20 protein-coding genes are annotated in these 19,021 nt (G+C 53.3%); 10 read left to right on the top strand and 10 right to left on the bottom strand.

Annotated elements, in window-relative coordinates:
* The first annotated feature begins 63 nt into the window (after positions 1-63).
* Together CWO84_RS12100 and CWO84_RS12095 are read left to right on the top strand one after the other, a co-directional pair.
* The gene (locus CWO84_RS12100) at positions 64-426 is read left to right on the top strand and encodes a YchJ family metal-binding protein (RefSeq protein ID WP_225892937.1); all 363 of its coding nucleotides are present in this window, start codon (positions 64-66) and stop codon (positions 424-426) included.
* Positions 427-442: 16 nt separating this feature from the next.
* Positions 443-628 carry a hypothetical protein gene (locus tag CWO84_RS12095; protein ID WP_051670133.1) on the top strand — a complete coding sequence of 62 codons (186 nt, stop codon included), beginning with the start codon at positions 443-445 and terminating at the stop codon, positions 626-628.
* A gap of 159 nt (positions 629-787) precedes the next feature.
* Here the strand turns inward: CWO84_RS12095 and CWO84_RS12090 are convergent, their stop codons facing one another.
* The 4 genes from CWO84_RS12090 to CWO84_RS12075 all read right to left on the bottom strand — a co-directional run bounded on the left by CWO84_RS12090 (position 788) and on the right by CWO84_RS12075 (position 4,668).
* Complete coding sequence (locus tag CWO84_RS12090) at positions 788-1,279, bottom strand: DUF4411 family protein (RefSeq protein ID WP_033157657.1); 492 nt, start codon at positions 1,277-1,279, stop codon at positions 788-790.
* Positions 1,276-2,415, bottom strand: a complete 1,140-nt coding sequence (locus CWO84_RS12085; RefSeq protein WP_033157658.1) for an XRE family transcriptional regulator — start codon at positions 2,413-2,415, stop codon at positions 1,276-1,278. The genes CWO84_RS12090 and CWO84_RS12085 overlap by 4 nt, the downstream gene beginning before the upstream one ends.
* A 537-nt stretch (positions 2,416-2,952) precedes the next feature.
* Positions 2,953-4,179 carry an RNA polymerase sigma factor gene (locus tag CWO84_RS12080; protein WP_033157659.1) on the bottom strand — a complete coding sequence of 409 codons (1,227 nt, stop codon included), beginning with the start codon at positions 4,177-4,179 and terminating at the stop codon, positions 2,953-2,955.
* Between the two features lie 6 nt (positions 4,180-4,185).
* Positions 4,186-4,668 (bottom strand): MarR family transcriptional regulator, encoded by a 483-nt coding sequence (locus tag CWO84_RS12075; protein ID WP_084153347.1) that lies wholly within the window; start codon positions 4,666-4,668, stop codon positions 4,186-4,188.
* Between the two features lie 71 nt (positions 4,669-4,739).
* Between CWO84_RS12075 and CWO84_RS12070 the strand changes: the two genes are divergently transcribed.
* Positions 4,740-5,900, top strand: a complete 1,161-nt coding sequence (locus tag CWO84_RS12070; protein WP_033157660.1) for a PLP-dependent aminotransferase family protein — start codon at positions 4,740-4,742, stop codon at positions 5,898-5,900.
* A gap of 1 nt (position 5,901) precedes the next feature.
* On the opposite strand, the gene CWO84_RS12065 is transcribed toward CWO84_RS12070, so the two are convergent.
* Positions 5,902-6,708, bottom strand: a complete 807-nt coding sequence (locus CWO84_RS12065) for an AraC family transcriptional regulator (protein WP_033157661.1) — start codon at positions 6,706-6,708, stop codon at positions 5,902-5,904.
* A 148-nt stretch (positions 6,709-6,856) separates the two neighbouring features.
* Here CWO84_RS12065 and CWO84_RS12060 point away from each other — a divergent pair, with 148 nt between their 5' ends.
* The 7 genes from CWO84_RS12060 to CWO84_RS12030 all read left to right on the top strand — a co-directional run bounded on the left by CWO84_RS12060 (position 6,857) and on the right by CWO84_RS12030 (position 11,065).
* Positions 6,857-7,327: a hypothetical protein gene (locus tag CWO84_RS12060; protein ID WP_033157662.1), complete on the top strand. Its 471-nt coding sequence runs from the start codon at positions 6,857-6,859 to the stop codon at positions 7,325-7,327.
* A gap of 176 nt (positions 7,328-7,503) precedes the next feature.
* Positions 7,504-8,028: a hypothetical protein gene (locus CWO84_RS12055; RefSeq protein WP_133120673.1), complete on the top strand. Its 525-nt coding sequence runs from the start codon at positions 7,504-7,506 to the stop codon at positions 8,026-8,028.
* Between the two features lie 176 nt (positions 8,029-8,204).
* Positions 8,205-8,438, top strand: coding sequence for an addiction module protein (locus tag CWO84_RS12050; protein ID WP_101052902.1), 234 nt, complete (start codon positions 8,205-8,207; stop codon positions 8,436-8,438).
* A gap of 521 nt (positions 8,439-8,959) precedes the next feature.
* On the top strand, positions 8,960-9,364 hold the full coding sequence (locus tag CWO84_RS12045; RefSeq protein ID WP_033156982.1) for an MbcA/ParS/Xre antitoxin family protein: 405 nt from the start codon (positions 8,960-8,962) through the stop codon (positions 9,362-9,364).
* Complete coding sequence (locus CWO84_RS12040; RefSeq protein WP_101052867.1) at positions 9,364-10,062, top strand: RES family NAD+ phosphorylase; 699 nt, start codon at positions 9,364-9,366, stop codon at positions 10,060-10,062. The genes CWO84_RS12045 and CWO84_RS12040 overlap by 1 nt, the downstream gene beginning before the upstream one ends.
* Before the next feature lie 9 nt (positions 10,063-10,071).
* A complete protein-coding gene (locus CWO84_RS12035) occupies positions 10,072-10,548 on the top strand; it encodes an MEKHLA domain-containing protein (RefSeq protein WP_033156980.1) in 477 nt (158 codons plus the stop codon).
* Positions 10,549-10,588: 40 nt separating this feature from the next.
* A complete protein-coding gene (locus tag CWO84_RS12030; protein ID WP_033156979.1) occupies positions 10,589-11,065 on the top strand; it encodes a CreA family protein in 477 nt (158 codons plus the stop codon).
* A gap of 14 nt (positions 11,066-11,079) precedes the next feature.
* Here CWO84_RS12030 and CWO84_RS12025 read toward each other — a convergent pair whose 3' ends face one another.
* The 5 genes from CWO84_RS12025 to CWO84_RS12005 form a co-directional block, all read right to left on the bottom strand.
* Positions 11,080-13,005 carry an ATP-binding protein gene (locus CWO84_RS12025; RefSeq protein ID WP_101052865.1) on the bottom strand — a complete coding sequence of 642 codons (1,926 nt, stop codon included), beginning with the start codon at positions 13,003-13,005 and terminating at the stop codon, positions 11,080-11,082.
* On the bottom strand, positions 13,002-13,511 hold the full coding sequence (locus tag CWO84_RS12020; RefSeq protein WP_033156977.1) for a YfiR family protein: 510 nt from the start codon (positions 13,509-13,511) through the stop codon (positions 13,002-13,004). Before CWO84_RS12020 ends, CWO84_RS12025 begins: the two co-directional genes overlap by 4 nt.
* Before the next feature lie 17 nt (positions 13,512-13,528).
* Positions 13,529-15,559: a TonB-dependent receptor gene (locus CWO84_RS12015; protein ID WP_033156976.1), complete on the bottom strand. Its 2,031-nt coding sequence runs from the start codon at positions 15,557-15,559 to the stop codon at positions 13,529-13,531.
* A 302-nt stretch (positions 15,560-15,861) separates the two neighbouring features.
* Complete coding sequence (locus tag CWO84_RS12010; RefSeq protein WP_101052863.1) at positions 15,862-16,707, bottom strand: aldo/keto reductase; 846 nt, start codon at positions 16,705-16,707, stop codon at positions 15,862-15,864.
* Positions 16,708-16,994: 287 nt separating this feature from the next.
* A complete protein-coding gene (locus CWO84_RS12005) occupies positions 16,995-18,710 on the bottom strand; it encodes a rhomboid family intramembrane serine protease (RefSeq protein WP_051670029.1) in 1,716 nt (571 codons plus the stop codon).
* Positions 18,711-19,021: the final 311 nt, after the last annotated feature.

The following is a 19,021-nucleotide window of genomic DNA, read 5'->3' as shown; positions in this document are numbered from 1 at the left end:
CCGGCTGTCGCTTACCATTGAAAGATCGACCTCAATTTTTCGCAACCTAACCGGAGATGAACTATGACGCTTTGCCCTGGCGGCTCCAAACTGGATTATGCCGAATGCTGCGGCCCGATTATCGACGGTGCGCCGGCGCCCACCACCGAAGCTTTGATGCGTTCGCGTTACACGGCTTTCGTACAACGCAAGCTGGACCATGTCGAACGCACCCATGCGCCGGAAATCAAAGAGGATTTTAATCGGGCTGAAGCCGAGCGGATGGCTGAGGAATGCGAGTGGCGCAGCCTGGAAATCCGCAACGCCACGGAAATGGCGAATGGCTATATGTCACCAGCGGGGCGCCACGATAAAACTAGCCAACCGGAAAGAATTGGCGGCGCCGGTATTTGCCGACAAGAAAATCCTGTCTCGCGAGGATTTTGATGCAGAAAGGCAGGCCTTGGAGGAACAGATCCCGCAGATTCGCCGCTATGTGGACTATATGTTGAAGTACACGCCACAGCTGGTCGATAGTCTGGTCAAAGTGTCGCTTAAACCCAAAGGCGGACAAGTGGTGACCAGCCTTTCGTCGTTTCTGACCGCGTTCGCCACCCTAATGCCCAACAGATTGCCGAACAGCAACTAGCGGTTTTGAAAGGTTATGTAGAAAAAATCGCATCGGAACCGGGCCTGGCGGAATTTCATCGCCATCACATTTCCGAGGTCAAAGAAATGCAGTATTTATCTCAGCTAGCCGGATAACTATTCTACGATTGCCGGTTGTCACAACTCAGTGCATTTTGCTTTAGTGTTCCAAAACAAACCGCGCATCCAATTCCCGCAGAAACTGAAACGTATCCAGGCAAGGCACACCGAATTGCAGGCAAATGTTGGGAACTTTGACTTTCTTAGTGTTCGGCGCCAGAAAGGCTTCGTGGGTGACCACCGTTGCCCCAAGGGTTTTAGCTTTGGCGATGAGCCAGGGATCGGCTTTTGCTAAGAAGTTGTCGCGGTTGCCGGGGTTATAGTCGCCGGCTGCGACACTTTGAACAATTTCGGAAAACACCGACTGGGTTTCGGTGTCGTCGTTGTTGATGAAGTGTTCTGAGCGCGCCTTGGCCCATGCGGCTAGTTCGTCGTGACCGTCTTTAAGTTCCTTGCCTATCATCTGAACACTGGCGACCAAACCCGCTTGAAATTGCCGATCCAGCCAATCCCAATAAGCAGGACAGATGTCCATGCCGTAATAGAAATTCTTGGCTTGTATGTAGGTATTGGCATCGAGAAGATATTTCAAACGCCCAACTCCTTGGCAAAGGTGGCGATTTTGTCGGGTTTGATACCACCCAATAACTGGCTGGCTTCACGGAGTAAAAGTTGGCCGCTGAGAGCCTCACTGACGACCGCGCGGGAAAAACGCTGGCTAATCTGGGCTTTTTTGGTACGGTAATAACCGGGGCCGCCGTTATCGTCGCGATCCTTATAAGTCGCTTGCTGGGTGTTGATATAACGCTGGTATTCGTCCTGAGTTATGTAGTTTAAAGCCAGTGCGCGGCGCGCCAAGGTCCACGTACTGACGTGGAAATGCGATTCCAAAGTCGGCAAATTGGACTGCCAGTTGTCCAGATCATGCCTCCATATGGTCTGAAATTCAGTGGCCGGGACTAAAAACTCGGCGGCTACCGCATTACAAAGAATCTCTTCTGCCCGATGGGTTTGCGTGCTAGCGTCGGAAATGCCAGACTGGCCGATCCAGATATGGCAGAGTTCGTGGATCAGGGTGAACAGCCGTGCACCCAAGGCATCTGCATGGTTGACGAAAATGATCGGCGCGTAATTGTCAGCAATTGCAAAACCTCGAAACTCTTCGACGCGCAATGGTCGCGTGTAGTGGCCCACATCGCTTTGGCGCATCACCAACACCCCTACAGACTCGATACGGTTGACCAGATCGCGGTAATAGTCTTCCCAGCTGCCGCGTTGCGGGTGATTGCCGACGCCGAGCGCGGTGCGAATGTCGCGCACGATGGCGGTTACCCCATCTTTGACGACAAAGCGGCCAACGATAGGATTTGGACCGACAAGATGCTGTTGCAAATAGTCTTTGTACCATTCCTGGCGCTGTTGCATCAGCTTGATCAGATCAAGCAATTCCGCGCTGAGTCTACGGTTGGTTTGGCCTTCGATCGTTCTTAAATCGGGAATAGGCAATTCGTCGGTTGGAGGCTGGGCAAGAAACAAATAGCCGAATGGGATATGTGCCTTTTCGGCGTAGGTCATAGCCTGCTTAAAGGTCAAAGAGCGGTGGCCGGACTCCCATTCGCAGAGCTTGTCTAGGCTGACACCGCACTTCCGGGCAAATTCAGACACGGCGATGCCGGAGCGTTCGCGCGCCCAGGTCAGCATGGTCGTGTTGATGTTGGCGGTGGTCATAAGTCTATTTTTTCTTCCAACTAATCGATTATTAATGCATTTATACCAACTTGTCGATACCGAATGCTGCGATTCGTTTTGTATTGATGCCGCTGTGCCAACGCGGCGAGATTGGCAGGCCTCATTATAGGCAATACTTTGAACCTAAACGCATGAATTACAAATAGTAATTATTTCTTCATAATGAGATTGTCTGAGCTCTACTTGTTTGATCCACGGGCAATTAGCAAGTAGCCTCGATGGAATCGAGGTTTCGAAGCCCAGCTTCTTTTAATTGTCTATGTGGGTTTGATGGCCGGCAGGCCGACGCCCTCGATTCCGCTAACGCTGCATCGAGGCTACAATGGCCCGACTTCAATCGACGCAATTTCATGGCGGATGGCACCTTTTTAAGTAAGGGGGCTTTGGCCGAACTTGCTCTATCAGAATGGCGCGGCGCGAAACTTTTCATTTGTTGTGTCAAAAAGCGCGTCTGGTGCGCGACGCAAATGATTAAATATCACTTTAAAATCAATCGCCAATTTTTTACTGATATCGTCACTCCAAGCGGATTTCGCGCAGTCTGCGCGCCAAAAAGCGCCGTTCCGGCTCCTGCCGCGTCAAAGCCAGGGCTTGTTCGTAAGCTGCGACCGCTTCGTCGGTTCTGCCCAGACGCCGGAACAAATCTGCTCGTGCCGCATGCGCGAGGTGATAATCGGTAAGGTCGCCGTTTTGTAAAATGGCATCGATCAACTCCAGTCCAGCTAAAGGTCCATCGCGCATCGCTACCGCGACGGCCCGGTTTAATTCGATTACCGGCGAGGCTTCGATGCGCAATAAGACTTCATAGAGTGCGACGATTTGCGGCCAGTCTGTGGCGGCGGCGTGGCTGGCGTTGGCGTGCAGCCCAGCGATGGCGGCTTGCAACGCATAAGGGCCGAAGCGCCGCGACCCTAAGGCCCGCTGTACCAGTGCAGAGCCCTCGACGATGCGTTCCTTATCCCACAAGCTGCGGTCTTGGTCATCCAACAAAATGAGTTCACCGTCGGCTGTGGTTCTGGCGGCGCGGCGGGATTCGTGCAGCAGCATCAACGCCAATAAGCCTTGCGCTTCCGGCTCCGGCAGTAACTCGACCAGCAAATGTCCCAAGCGTATCGCTTCTTCCGACAAATCATGCCGGGTTAGCGCGTCGCCGGACGACGCGGAGTAGCCTTCGTTGAACACCAGATAAATTACCCGTAACACCGAATCGAGGCGTTGTGGGAGTTCTGAAGGCGACGGTACCTGATAGGGAATGAGGGCATCACGGATCTTGGTTTTGGCGCGGACGATGCGTTGGGCCAGCGTCGGTGTCGGCGTCAGGAAGGCGCGGGCGATTTCCTCGGTGGCCAGGCCGCAAACTTCGCGTAGCGTCAATGCGACTTGGGCATCCGGGGATAGCGCTGGATGGCAACAGGTAAAGATCAGCCGCAGGCGGTCGTCTTCCAGGCCTTCGTCATCCGTGTCGCCGGGTTCGCTGGCTGGATCCGCCAAGGTATCGGCATCCTCCAGCACATCGAAGCGGGCTTGCCGGCGCAGGCCGTCGATAGCCTTGAAGCGGCCGGCCGACACCAGCCAACTGCGCGGATTGGCCGGTAAGCCGTCACGCGGCCATTGTTCGAGCGCAACGCGAAAGGCATCGTGCAGCGCTTCCTCGGCCACATCGAAATCGCCGAGCAGCCGAATCAAGGTGGCCAGTACCTGGCGGGATTCGCTTTGGTAGATGGCGTCGATTTTTTCGCGCACGGCTGCTCAGCTCTGTGCACTCAAGCTACGCATCACTTCATGCCAGCCGGCTTCGGCTTCGGCGCCGACTTGCGCGAATACCGTTTGCAGCTGTTGCATTTGCGTGCCGGTCAGTTGCGCTTCCAATTCCGCGCCGTCCGGCGTTAAGCTGAGTTCGCGTACCCGTTTGTCATGCGCGGCCGTGTCTATCATGACCAGCTGCATGTCCATTAACTGCCGCAATGGCGCGTTCAGAGCTTGTTTACTGACGCTTAGCATGCCCAGCAGCGCGTTCACGGAAATCCGCGGGTTGCGGCCGACGAAATACAAGATCCGGTGATGCACCCGCCCAAGCCCGCGCTCGGCCAGGATGCGGTCCGGCTGTACGGTAAAGGCGCGATAGCCGAAGTAAAATTGTTCGATAGCCAGACGTAACGCGGCTTCGCGCCTGTCCGGCTTCGGCGTTTCATCAAGCAGGGGATTATCGATAGCGGCTATTTGGTCAACCATGTTGACATTATAGGCAGGCAGCCGTTAGCATGGCTATAGGTCAACTTTATTGACATTTATCAATGCCCACCATGAACTCATTATCGCCGCAGCACCCTATCCGCTTTTCCGCTCGTACCCAAGACCTGCATCCGTCACCAATCCGCGAAATTCTGGCCGTCGTCGACAGACCCGGCATGATTTCCTTTGCCGGCGGATTACCGTCGTTGGACAGCTTCCCGCAATTCACGCTAGAGGCCATGCCGCAGCACATGTTGCAATACGGCGCCAGCGAAGGCGAAGCGGAGTTGCGCGAGCGTATCGCCGCCGACATGCAAAGCCTGGGCGTTAAATGTTCGGCCGAACAGGTGTTGATCCTGTCCGGTTCGCAGCAAGGTATCGATCTGGTCGCCAAACTGTTCATCGATCCCGGCACGCCGGTGGCCGTGGAAGCGCCTACTTATCTGGCGGCTTTGCAGGTGTTCCGCTTTTTCGGCGCCCGCTTCGTGGCTTACGATGCTGGGGCGCCCGATCTGGATACCTGGCAGCGGGAAAAGCCAGCGTTTGCCTATGCGATCCCCACGTTCCAGAATCCCAGCGGCCGCTGCCTGGATGCCGGGGAGCGCAGTGCCCTGGCCGCCGCTTGCGATGCCGGCAATATTCCCCTATTCGAAGACGATCCCTACCGTGATCTGGTGTACGACGATTGCGAACGCACGCCGGTATGTGCCAGGTTGCAACAAGCGCCATGGATTTATCAAGGCTCGTTTTCCAAAAGCCTGGCGCCGGGCTTGCGCTTGGGTTACCTGGTCGCGTCGCCGGAACTGATGCCTTTTTTGACCCGCTTGAAGCAGGCGGCCGATTTGCACAGCAATCGCCTTAGCCAATGGCTGGTACTACAACAACTGAACAATCCCGACCGCAGCCGGCAATTGGCGGATTTGGCCGGCCATTACCGCCAGCGCCGCGATGCATTCGACGCTGCGCTGCGCCGGCATTTTGTGGATTTGGCAGTTTGGCAAACCCCGCCCGGTGGTTTGTTTTTTTGGCTGACGCTGAATCGCCGCATCGATACCCGTCAGCTGTTGCCTAAGGCTATCGAAGCCGGCGTGGCTTTTATGCCCGGCGAACCCTTCCTACCGATGGCGGTGGACGCTTGCGGCCAGCTACGGTTGAATTTCAGCCACTCCAGTAGCGAGGATGCCGAATCAGGCTTGCGGATTTTGGCAGATTTGGTGCGGGAGTCGATTTAAGCTAGGGTTGCAGCCGCGCCAGATTATGCAAACCCACTGTGGGCGCGGCACCGAAAGTCTTGCGAAATTCATGGCTGAAATGGGCGGAATCGGAAAACCCGGTAGCGTGCGCGGCAGTCGTGAAGTTGTGGCCCTTGATGACTTCTTTTATCGCTTGCCGCATCCGGTTCCAGCTGCGATAACGGCGAAACGGCACGCCGATCTGCTGGCTGAACAGATGTTGTAGCCGGGATGCGGATAGTCCTACATTCGCTGCCAGCGTAATCACCGACGTCAGGTCGTCGCCTTGCGCGAATAAAAATTCGACGATTTGGCTGATGCGTGGGTCTAGTCTGTCGGCTTGAGACCGGCGTTTCGAAAAATCCAGCAAATCGGCCAGGGGCTGCGCGGTCCAATTCGGGCTGTAGCGATCTTCGTAGAGATCGCGCATGAAGGCGATTTCGCCGCCGTTACCGACCAAGGCACCGTTCACTGAGCGGGTATCGCGGATTAAAGGTAACAGCGCCTCGACGCCGGCGATGGTCGGTTCGATGTAAAACACCGCAAGCGGGTCGCCGCCCACATCCAGCTCGTGCCACACGCCGGCCGGAATTACCGCCGTGCGGCAAGACAGCCAATCGCTACCCGCCACTTTCAAACGAAACTTCCCATACAGACCGGCCAGAAACACCGGAGCGCCGTGTTGGTGGTTGGCGTTGTAATACAGCGGACCGCAAAAAAACGTGCGGCCGCCGCTGATGTCCCAGAGCGCATCGAAAGGGACCGCCGAGGCAGTAGCACGTTCATACAAGCGTGGTGTATTGGTCATTGTTTAAGCTCCCCGTTGCGTTCGGCCAACCGGCATTTTTGCCGGGCAGTCTAGTCAAAGCGTTTGAGCTTGGCAACGGGGTCGGCGCGTTTGCCCTTTGCGGCGTTCGATAACTGGGGCCAAGCGCCTCTTGAAAATGAGGATACACATGAGCAATCAAAAATTTCCACCCGAACCGTTGGCAAACGTGTTTTTGCTGGTGTTTGCGATATTCTGTCTGGCGATAGCGTTGAGTATCGCCTGGGTATTGGGCTTTACGCTGTTTTATCCCGACGGCGCGTTGGCCAGCCACCTGGTCGAACGGGCCGACATTATTCGCGCCCACATCGATTACCTGATGATGGCGCAATTTCTGTTCATTTTCTTTTTGCTGTTTCGGCAATATGCGGTCACGCCGCCGGTCTGGGTGGTGAGTGCCTGCTGCTTCGGGGCGTTTTTCAACCCGCTATCGTTTTTACTAAGGGGATTGTCGGCCAAGCCGGTGGCCTCCGCTTTACCGGTCGAACCGCACTTCCCGATTCAGGCTGGCATCAGTTTTACGCTGACCACGGTCGGTTTTCTAACGGCGGCGATTCTAGTGGCCCGAGCGGCCTGGAAGTCGAGATCGGAACAGGATTAACCCAAATCGTTTGTAGGCGCTTGGGCCGCTAGGCAAACAGACTGACAGAGGTTGAGCGTTGGAATGTTCTTTGATTAGTTTGGGTCTTGGGGTATCTTTGCAAGAAATACGGAACCAAAATGTTTATTTCCGCGAACTCGATAGTCTGGGGCTTGAATAAAAGTGGCTCATAAGCCTTGGACATTTGTCGTATTTTCCGGCCAGGGCTGGTTCTTTGTTTAATAAAGCGCAGTTTTATCAATTATTTAAACTCAGGAATAAGGAGTTATACGACAGATGGCTGGGATTATAAGGCAAAAAATGTCGTATATATTATGTTGAGCAACAAACAAATGAACATGACGCACATCAATCTTGTTGCCGTACTTTTGCTTGCCACCGTTACGGTCTTATTCGCTAAAGAGCCAGAGACGCTCAGTGCTGTTGGGGGACAGAAAATCGTTAAGGAATTCTATGATTCCGGAGCGATCAAGAGCATAAATCGCTATGGACCGGACGGTGCTCTGATTGGCATCCTTCATCACAACGAGCAAGCGGTTGCTATTTACGCTGAGATGTACGACGGCCAGTTGCTTGCCGGAAAGATTTACTACTATCCGAACGGGCAACCTCGCATTGAGGAGCGTTACGATGTACAGGGTATGAAGCGCATCGAGCGCCGCTTTGATGAGCATGGGCAGTTGATAAGTGAAACGCAGTGATGCCCACATTTCGCTCAAGCCAACCCGCTTCCGCTTCGCTAATCGGAGCTACGCGGGCTTATCTCCGGCCACACCGAATAATCAAGTTGATGAGTTAGTCGTGCAAAAACTTAAATCGTCGGGCCGTTTATAAGTGTCGCTTTTGATTTTTACCAAAAATGGATACAGTGTCCGCCATGAACAATATCTCGATTACCGATATTCTGGAACTTCCGTTGCAGGAACGCATTCAGCTCGTTGAGCTTATTTGGGACAGCGTCGCCGCAGTACCTGAAGCTGTGGAAGTATCGCCGGAGCTTAAAGCCGAACTGGAACGGCGCATGATTGAGTTTGAGCGGAATCCGGAGTCCGGCTATTCCTGGGATCAAGTAAAATCGTGCCTTAAAGATGGCTCATGGCGTACCGCCTGAAATTTTCCGCACGCGCTTTACGTGAAACGGGCGAAGCCCAAGAATGGTACGAGTCGCAAAGCTCCGGTCTCGGAGATGAATTTATTGCCGCTTTAGAGCTGCAGCTAAAAAGGCTGGAACAAGCACCGTTGCTCTATGCCGAGGTAATTCCAAACGTTCGGCGCATTACTCCCGCGTTTTCCATTCGGCGTGTTTTATGTAGTGCGCGGCGATTTAGTACATGTGTTGGCTGTAGTGCATGATGCTAGAAATCCGAATAGCTGGCCTAAAAACCGCTAAGCAAACCCCCTTAGACAAAAAAGGCCTTAGGCCCGCTTAGCGATAGCGTAATCGGACGCATGTTTGACGTCGTTCCTCCGATTACGCTGCGCTAATCGGAGCTACGCGGTCTGTTTTGCCCAAATAAAAACCCGGCCCAAACAAAACTCCTTTTCCAAGAATAAAACCCAAAACCCCTTTGACAAAGTCCATAAATAGACTTATTTTAACGTAAAGTTTAGATAAGTTGTTTTGGAGGGCTTATGTTGTCAACAGCTCATGTGCAATTACCGGCCGACAGCGCGCTGGTGGCCGGTGCGGCTTTACGGACTTTTTTTAATATCGCCGATGCCTGGGGTTTGAATGTCGAGCAGGCCATGGTTTTACTGGGGCTGGATTCGCGCAGCACGTATTTTAAGTGGAAGAAAAATCCGGAAAGCGCCAGTCTTAACGCCGATAAATTGGAAAGGTTGTCTTACATCTTTGGGATTTATAAAGCCTTGCAGATTTTACTGCCCAAGCCGGCAGCGGCGGATGGCTGGCTGCATCAAGCCAATCAGGCCGCGCTGTTTTCCGGGCAAACCGCCTTGCAACGCATGTTGTCCGGGCGGGTGGCGGATTTGTATGTAGTGCGCCAATATCTGGATGCGCAGTGCGGTTGGGCCTAATGGCGGTAGCGAAAATCAGTCGGATAGATTGGCGACCTTGCTGGCGCCTGGTGCCTAGCCGGTTTCCGCCGACGGGTTTGTTCGATAGGGTGGCAGACCCGGCTGATCTGGAAGTAGTGTTCGCCATTGAAGCGCTGACTAACGACAGGCTGCGCGACGAAGCCGGCGAAATCAGTTTGGTCGCCGTGGCGGACCGAATTGCCGGGCCGGGGACTACGCCGATCATGGCCGCGTTCACGCATTTAAATCCGGAAGGCAGCCGGTTTTGCGACGGCAGTTACGGCGTGTATTACGCCGCCAAAGACATCGATACCGCGATAGCCGAAACCCGTTTTCATCGCAGCCGGTTTCTGGCCGCGACCCGACAAGCGCCGATTGACATCGACATGCGCAGCAATGCCTCGGATTTGAATGCCGAGCTGCACGACATTCGCGGTCGGCAAACCGAATTACCGGCAATTTACGACGCCGACACCGGCAATTACGCCGCCGCGCAGGCCTGGGCCAGGCAGTTACGCGCGGACGGTGCGGATGGTATCGTCTATTCCAGCGTGCGGGCGGCGGGCGGAGAATGTGTGGCGGTGTTTAAACCGCGTTTGCTGGCGCCGGTCAAGCAAGGCGCGCATTATTGCTATGTGTGGGACGGCAGGCAAATCAGCGCGGTTTATAAAAAAGAACTTTACCAGCCCGGTGTGTAACGGATAGCCATGCTCGATTTGCCAGTACCCAGCCAAGAAAACGATTTTTACGAAACCCATATCCAATTGCTGCTCCAAAGCTATCAGCAATTGCTGGGCAAGCCGCTGTTGGAACAGTCCGCAAACATGGCGCTGGGCCGGCAAGTCTATGAAGCCGATTTTGCCCTGTTGTCGCATAACACTGCTGCCGATCCTGTATTCAATTACGCCAACCGCACCGCACAGGATTTATTCGAGCTAAGTTGGCCGGAATTTATCGGTATGCCTTCGCGTTTTTCGGCGGAGCCGGTCAATCGTGAAGAGCGCGAGCGACTATTGAATCAAGTGACCAGCCAGGGCTATATCGACAATTACAGTGGCGTGCGGATCGCCAAATCCGGCAAGCGTTTTTTGATCGAGCGCGCGGTGGTGTGGAATGTCCACGATAGCGCGCAACGCTATGTTGGTCAGGCGGCTTGTTTTAGCGACTGGCGCTTGTTACCCTGAGTCTGACCCTTTCCATCTACTCACTGTCTGCGAGAAATTTATGCTGAAAATATCCTTAAAACATAGCGGCCGCTTATGCTGTGGCTTGTTGCTCATGCTGGCGGGCGCGGCGCAGGCCGATGAAGTGGGTTGCGTGACCACGGCCTGGAAACTAATCGGTGCCAATCACAAGGTTTGTGTCGACGCCTTTGAAGATCCGAAAATCCCTAACGTGATTTGCCATATCAGTCAGGCCAGATCGGGGGGGATTTCCGGCGGCTTGGGTCTGTCGGAAGATCCGTCGGAATTTTCGCTGGCTTGCCGGCAAACCGGGCCGATCACATTGCCGGCCAAACTGAGCACGGAAGAAACCGTATTTTCGGAGAGCACCTCGCTGTTTTTCAAGTCCACCAACATTACCCGTTTATGGGATGCCAAGCACAACACCCTGGTTTATCTGGCGATTAGCCGGAAAGTGATCGAAGGTGCACCGGCCAACAGTGTGTCGACGGTGCCGGTGATGCCTTGGGGTAAATAGGGCGTTGATTAATGCTATCCCAGGTCCAAAGGCTGGTCGGTAACCGGTTTAATCCATTTCAATAAGGTTTCGTAAAGCGTGGCCGGTAGAATCGGTTTGCCGATGAAGTCGTTCATGCCGGCGGCCAGACAGTGCTGATGATCGCCGTGCATCACGTTGGCGGTCATCGCAATGACGGGTAGGTCGCGGCAAGCCGGGATTTGCCGTAACAGCCGGGTGGCTTGATAGCCGTCCATCACCGGCATTTGTACATCCATCAGCACACAGTCGTAGTCGTGATGCCGCAGCTTGTCCAAGGCCAGTTCGCCGTTTTCGGCAATATCCACCTGTAATTGCGCTTGTTCCAACAGCTCGATGGCGACGATGCGGTTGATTTCGTTATCTTCCACCAGCAACACCCGCCGCCCCTGCAGCCGCGCCAATTTTCCGATGTCTATGCTGGTACGGTGACGGCGGATTTGGAAATTACGGATGGTATTCAAATCGGTGGCGCCGAGCAGCACATTAAAGGTAAAGGTGGAACCGACGCCGGGTTCGCTGCTGACCTCTATCGTCCCTCCCATTTGTTCGATCAGCTGCTTGGAGATAATCAAGCCCAGGCCGGTACCGCCGTAGTTGCGGGTCACGCTGCTGTCGCCCTGGCTAAAAGCCTGGAACAATTTGGTTTGCTGTTCGGCGGTGATGCCGATGCCGGTGTCGCTGATGGCAAATTGCAGACGCACCGAGTGCGCATCGCGGCTGATTTCGCTGAAACTGACGGTTATCTCGCCGTGCTCGGTAAACTTGATGGCGTTGCCGATCAGATTGATTAACACCTGCCGCAGCCGTTGCGGATCGCCGATTACCGCGTGATACTCGCCGACCGGCGGCCTGATCAGTTGAATCCCCTTGTTCGCGCTGAGTTGCAGCATGGTGGAAAACACATGCTCCAGCATCTCTTCCAGCAGAAAGGGTATGGTCTCCATCTGCATTTTGCCGGCTTCCATTTTGGAGAAATCCAGAATGTCGCCTATCAGTGTCATCAAGGACTGCGCGGACGATTCCACCCGTTTCAGATATTCGCGTTGTTTAAAGCTCAGTTCGCTATTCAGGCACAGCTCCACCAAGCCGACAATCGCGTTCATCGGCGTGCGGATTTCATGGCTCATATTGGCCAGGAACTGGCCTTTGGCCTGATTGGCGGATTCCGCCTCCCGCTTGGCGAGCTCAAGCTCCTGCGTGCGGCTTCGCACCTGGCTTTCCAAGTCGGTCTCGTGCGCCTGGATTTGCGCCAGCATATTATTAAAGGCTTCGGCCAAATCGCTGATTTCGTCGTTACCGGCATAATCCGAGCGCCGGCTGTAATCGTGGTCTTTTTCGATTTGCCGCGCGGTATTAGCCAATTTCAACAGCGGGCCTAAAAACGAACGTTGCAAGCGCTGCACATACAAGGCCACCACGCTCAAGGCGATCAAGATAATACCGGTGTTAATCAGGGTATTGAACAGCAAGGAGTGGTAGGCGCGTTTCAGGTCGGCAACCAGGGTAATGTGGCCGACAATCTGTTTATTTTTATGCAAAATCGGCTGCGTGATCTGCCGGGTTTTCGATAGCCAGGCCGGCCACCAGCCGTGCCAATTGCTTGCCGGTTTTGCGTAACGGACCAGCGTGACCCCGCTGGGGGTTTGGATTTGCCCGGCGATGATGTCCGGATCGTGGGCCAGCGCATCCAATATTTCCTGGGCGGTTTGATTGTCGTCGAACAACAAGGCAAAGCTGCTGTTTTGGCCGATCATATTGGCGGTCAAGGTCAATTTTTGCCCAATGTTCTGCTGCAAAGCCGAATATTCCCGAATCGACAGCGATACCGTCGCCACCATCAGGCTTAACATCACCATCACTCGCAGGATTTTACCCAGCTTGCGGCTGATGGAAATGCGAGGATCTGTTGACGCTGTCATTCTATTATTTCGGCCATCCGCAGTAATTTCGAACTCAGCTTTAAATCGGCTGATTTCACCGCCGCTAAATTTACCACCAGTTTTAACCTGTTGTCGCGCAACGTAAATTGCACCATACCCCCGTGGTTAGCAAAGTTTTCCACGTCGCCGACCAACAACACGTGATGCTGCCGGGCTTGCTCGGCTAATACCGGTGTTAAGCCGGCCAAGTCGCTTAGAAACAAGATGCTGCATTGGGTGATGTCGGGGGCGTCGGCCAAATTGACATGCACCGCATTACCGTTGATTTGCTGGCCTTCCAAAACCGGCAAGTAGGCGCGTAACAGGCTGCGGCCTTGCAAACAAATCGTCACCGGCTTGGTCGTCGGCCATTGCGCCAATTCTGCAAAATGGAACAAATAGGCAGTCTTTAATTGAAACTCGCGGCTTTGGCTATTTTCCTCCGCGTGCGCGAAACCGGCGAACCAAACGCAGACACTGAGTAGCAAAAGGGTGTGCAGACGCATTGGCGCAATCAACCGTCTTAAAAATGCCAGGAGATTTGCGCCAGATAGCCGCGTTGAATCTGGCTGGCGACCGGTATGTACAGCACGTCGCTGAATTCAGGATGTTGATCATCCAGCAGATTTTGCCCGCTTATCGATAACTCCAGATTTTTGTGCGGATGCCAGCCCAGGCGTAAGTCCAAGGAGATATAGGCCGGAATGCTGCGTCTATCGATATACAGTTCATCGACATAGCGCGCCCAGGCATCCAGTTCGATTTCGCTGGTCAGGTTGTACAAAGAGCGCAGTGAGAGATTGTGTTGCGGATTGAAATGTTCTTCGGTGAGTGGATCGCGAAACCAGGGCTGGTTTTTATCGTAATTGACCGAGAATTGGTTGGCGCTGTAAGAGGCTTGTAGCCGCCAATCGTGGTTTACCCGGTAATTGACCGCCAACTCCAGGCCGTAACTGTCCACTTGCCGGTAATTGGCCACGGTGGCCTGCTTGATGTTGCCGTACGTTGGGTTGTTATAGGTCACACTGGTAAATTTAGTGCCTTGCATCCGGTCATAGATGTTGTAAAACAAGGCGCTGTCGATATCCAGACTAGTGGAAACTTGCCAACGCCAGCCCAATTCGTAGGCCAACAGATTTTCGGTCAACATGTCCGGGTTGGCTTTGGCTTCGAAAAATCGGTTGGTATCTGGGATTTGTTTGAATAAACGAATGCTGTGTTGGGCCCGATTCGGCAGGACCACGGCGCGCGACACCGCGGCCCACAGGCTGTGCTGCTTATTGGGTGTCCACAGTAGCCGGGCGTTGGGCTCGGTTTCCCAGCCGGTGAAGGTGAAATGCTCCACCCGGTTGCCCAGCGTTAGGGTCAGGTCGTCGGTCAAGCCGATTTGATCCTGTAAAAATACCCCGACATTGTGCTGCGTTAATTGCTCGGGTTCGAAACCCAGAGTCAGCGTGTTATCGAAACTATCGGAGATATTTTGATAGTTCACCCCCCACATCAGTTTGTGGTTGTCGATGATGGCCGGCAGGGTGTGTTGAAAGTCCAAATCGTAATGCGAGCGGCTCATCCGATTCACCGCCAATTGCCATTCGGTTTGGGTAAACGCCATATTCAGTCGCCAGTCGTGGCCGCTGTCGGTGCGATGAGACCAATTGCCCTGCAAACTGCCGGTCACGCCGTCCCTGCCAAAGTCGTCGTTTTGCCACAGCGGTGCTGTCGTCGAGGTTTTACCGATATAGTAGCCGCCCAACCGGTAGCGGGAGACGTTGGCTTCCACCATCAGTTTGTCCTGGGCGCTGAGTTGGCTGTCCAGGCGAAAATTGGCGGTTTCGGTATCGCCGGTGTCGTGGGTGTCTTGCCTGCCGGCCAGATCGATGCTGGCGTCGCGCACCATCGTACTGATCGTGCCGCGCAGAAAGGTGGATTCGGATAATTTCTGGCCGTAACGAATCCCGCCGAAGCCGCGTTCCTCGGTGCCACCGCCGGCATTAAGCAAACCGCCCTGAGTATCGCGAGCCGAACGGGTGATGATGTTGATGGTGCCGTTCACGGCATTCGCGCCCCACAAACTGCCACTGGGGCCGCGCAACACTTCGATGCGTTCTATATCCGGCAGCGACGGATTTTGCTGGCCCCAATAGACCCCGCTGATCAGCGGATCATAAATGCTGCGGCCGTCTATCATCACTTGCAGCTTGTTGGCATATAGATCGTTAAAACCGCGCGCGCTGACCGCCCAATTCCAGGCGTTGATTTTAGCCACATTCATACCAGGCACCATGCGCAGAACTTCCGGCAAGCTGGTGGCGCCGGAGCGGCGGATGTCTTCGGAAGTGATTACAAATGCTGCGGCTGGGCTGTCTTTAACCGTTTGTTCCTGCCGCGCCAGACTGGATACTTCCAGTTCGGTGAGTTCCTCCCAACTTAGCGGCAGCAATTCGTTGGTCGCTTCGATGTCGGCTGGATTGCCTTGAGCAAGCACGTTGGCATGCACCAGGCAAAGCCCGCTGCATAGGTAGGCAAATTGACGCAGATAACGGTTAATCAGCATGACATTTGGGCTTGAAGAGGCAAGGTTCCCGTTATTATAAAAGCCTTAACCGTTAACTGGGCAAATCAGTTGATGATGGGTCAGGTCAATAGAGATCCATTACAAACTTGGCAGCTTGTGGGATTTAATAAAAGCTTCTCCCCCAGGGGGTATCGTAAAAGAGGAGTTTTGTTCCTTCTCCCTTCGGGAGAAGGTTAGGATGAGGGTTATAAAACAGTGACTTACCGCCGTTCTATAAGCCTCTGCCGGGGGAGAGGCTTTTTTTGGGAATTGGCTGTTGAGTCTTAGCGCCATCGAAACGCTTAAAGCAAGGCCTCCACCGCCGCGCTTTCCGCGCTACTCAACTCAAACTCGAAAATAGCCAAATCCTCGCGGATATGCTCGGCGGATGTGGTGCCGGTTAACGGCACGATGCCGTTCTGCGTTAAATAGCGGAAGAATATCTGCGCCGGGCCGCGCAGGTATTTTTCCGCCAGCGTTTTCACAGCCGCGTCAGCCAGGATTTTAGGATTGGCCGTCAGCGTCCAGAAGCTTTGATAAACGATCTGCCGCTGCCGGCAAAACGCCCGCAGCTGTTTGTCGTAGCCGGTATCGGCATAAAACCGGTTCTGCAATACGGCCGGTTTAACCGTCGCGTTGTCGTACAAAAATTGGAATAATTTCGGATCATAGCAATTGCTGATACCCAGTTGTTTGGCGCCGCCGCTTTGCTGGATAACTTCCAGCGCTTGCCAAACCTCCAACAACTGCCCGCGATCCGCCAACGGCGAATGTAGCACCAGGCCATCCAGATAATCGGTTTGCAGATTTTTTAACGACACTTGGAAGGATTGTGCGACTTGCTCGGGCAGACCGGCTTTGGGGTCGTAAGGGATGCGTAACGGATCGTGGCCGTTCAGCGGCGTGTACTTGGTTTGCAAATATAGCTCGGAACGCTGCAAGCCCAACTTCCGGCAAGCCGCCAGTACACCTTCGCCAACCCCTGCCTCGTGATAATGCTTGGGCTGACAAGCCGTGTCAATGCCGCGAAATCCCAGCGTTAGCGCCTGTTCCACCAGCGCGGCGGTACGCTCCTGCTTCCAGGCCGTGCCGTAAATAATGCCCGGCATACGCACGCCGGCGGAGAGAATAAAGTCGTTGCTGCTCATCACGGCTCCCGAAAAAGCCTTGATCTTCGGTGATAGCGGCCTGGGCGTCAATTACTGAGGCTACTAAAATCCGGGATTGTTGAGTGAGCTTAGCGTGGGGTGATGGGTTGGGTGCTTGATATTGTCGGCTGAGTTCGGCCAAAGGCAGACAGATGGTTTTTCTGACGAAGGTCTGCTGATAGATCTATAACCGCCAGACGTAATCCCAAAAAGGTGCGGCCACCTATAGGTTGTGCAGAGCTATGCGAGGCGCAACAATCACGAACGGTGCGCCTGACGGCAGCACCCTATAATCTGCGCACCTTATGGCCTTCATGCAATATGCGAGCTGTTATTGCCTTTAACTTGTCTTTGATAAGGGTCGCACGTTCAAGATCGGTTGGCTGAGTTTTACCGCTTCCAGGTTTTTGAAAGGGGGCGAGTTCGAAGATCGATACTAACAGGGCTGTTGATAGTTTCATCTCTTGTAACATCTGTAATCGCTGATCCGATTCCGCTAGTCTGACTTCTGATAATTGTTGTATCGCTTGTTTTAAGCCTGAAAGGTAAGTGTTTTTGATCTTTGAGTTCAACTCCGCTGCGGACATTTGGCCTCTGCGAAAAGTAACTATGTCGAGATCGAGTAAAACAAGTTCATGAAAAATACTATTAGCGCCCTGCACCAATAAGGCTTGATTTTTTAGCTCTGATTTAATGTTCAATGTTGCCTGGGGCGACATCGAGACTAAAGCTGTTGTAGCGATAACCGTCGACGACAGGCCTATTATTAGGTGTTTTTTGACGCGGTGTTTGAAACTTTCCATGTCCAAGCGTTCCGGTAACAGTAAACCCAATAAGCAACCAGTTAGCATACCGCCGATATGCGCCGCGTTATCAATGCCGCGATTGATAAATCCATACAGCAAAGCATAAAAAACAAACAACACTATGCCGCTCAACCTTCGTTTACTAAAAATTTTTGGTAAGCGCTCCCTGTGTTGATACATACCAACCATTAGCGCAATAGTAACGCCTAACACAGCCCCGGACGCACCTGCGGAGACTGCGTATTGCGCACCAAAATAGAGGCTGAGCCCATTGCCGATCAAACCGGAACCTAAATAAATCAGTGTAAAAGGCAGATGACCGTATATACGTTCCACCACCCCACCAACGACATATAGCCCCGCCATATTGATGCCTAAATGTATCAGGCTACCATGGAGAAACATGGCGGTTGCCATTCGCCACCATTCGCCACGTTGAACATCAAATGCAGTATTACCGCCCCAACTCAGTAGCTGCTCGGGTGGCGTTTGCTCTATTTTCGCCCCGGTATGCCACATTGCAATCCAAACCAATACGTTGACACCAATTAGCAACCAGGTGATCCACGCTATGGGAGCATAAGCCTCCAACTGATCATGAAACGCTTTTTCCTCGGCAAGCGGATTAGTGGCGAAATTGTTGGCCGATTGACTGGCGCTAGAATTACCAGTGGATTTGCTAGTTGATTGAGCGAAACCCAAACGCTGATTGATTATTTCCAGCAACTCGATTTGATCTTCTGCAGACAAAGACGATATAGGTAGCACTGGTCGCGCGGGGTTAATGCCAGTCCAGGTCATAGAGTCATCAATAACGCCTACCAAAGCTTGCAATCTGAATTGAATGAAAGGCATGTTCTTGAATTTGGAAACATTCGCCTCCACCAACTCGCCCCAGCTATGCCGTTTAATTGCGCCCGCAAACAGTAGCGATTCTATGCCATCGTCATCCAATGTGATAATTGGTTGGTCGTAGGGTAAACGGCGTTTAAGAAAGCTATCGAATATCGCCACAACCACATATGTGAAAACAATCGGAAGCCAAAGACTGCCGTATTCGTGTTTCTTGCTGATGACAATAAGAAATACCCAGGAAGCAACCAGCCACCACCACAAGCTGTTTCGATATTTGGCCAAGGGGCTCTTGGGAGATGCATAAAATTGTTTGTTGGTTGTTGCGGATTGAGTTCTGTGCATGACGACCCGTTGTTGATAGTCTGCTCCAATTATAGGCAGAGGAATTGGAGAAATGTTGGCCTTGAAATATGCGATTACGTGAGCTAATCGTGCTTACATTTTGAAGGACGGCTTATTTCCCATTTGCTGCCCTGCAATTTAATCTTATTTGTCGGCTTAGGGGCGAGTCCGCCGACCCAGCAAAGCTTCGACAGCAAATGATAGTTTGTTTCCCGTTTCGCTTTGGCTTGGACTCTCAAACCATCGGCCGGGATTCTCGGAAAGTCGGCTTGGCTCCTTGAAAGATCCACTTTGACGAGCAAAAAATCGAG

The sequence above is a fragment of the Methylomonas sp. Kb3 genome (assembly GCF_002834115.1).
GTDB classification, from domain to species: Bacteria; Pseudomonadota; Gammaproteobacteria; order Methylococcales; family Methylomonadaceae; genus Methylomonas; species Methylomonas defluvii.
The sequence above is the reverse complement of the archived record's forward strand: the minus strand, read 5'-3'. Positions and strand labels throughout refer to the sequence as shown.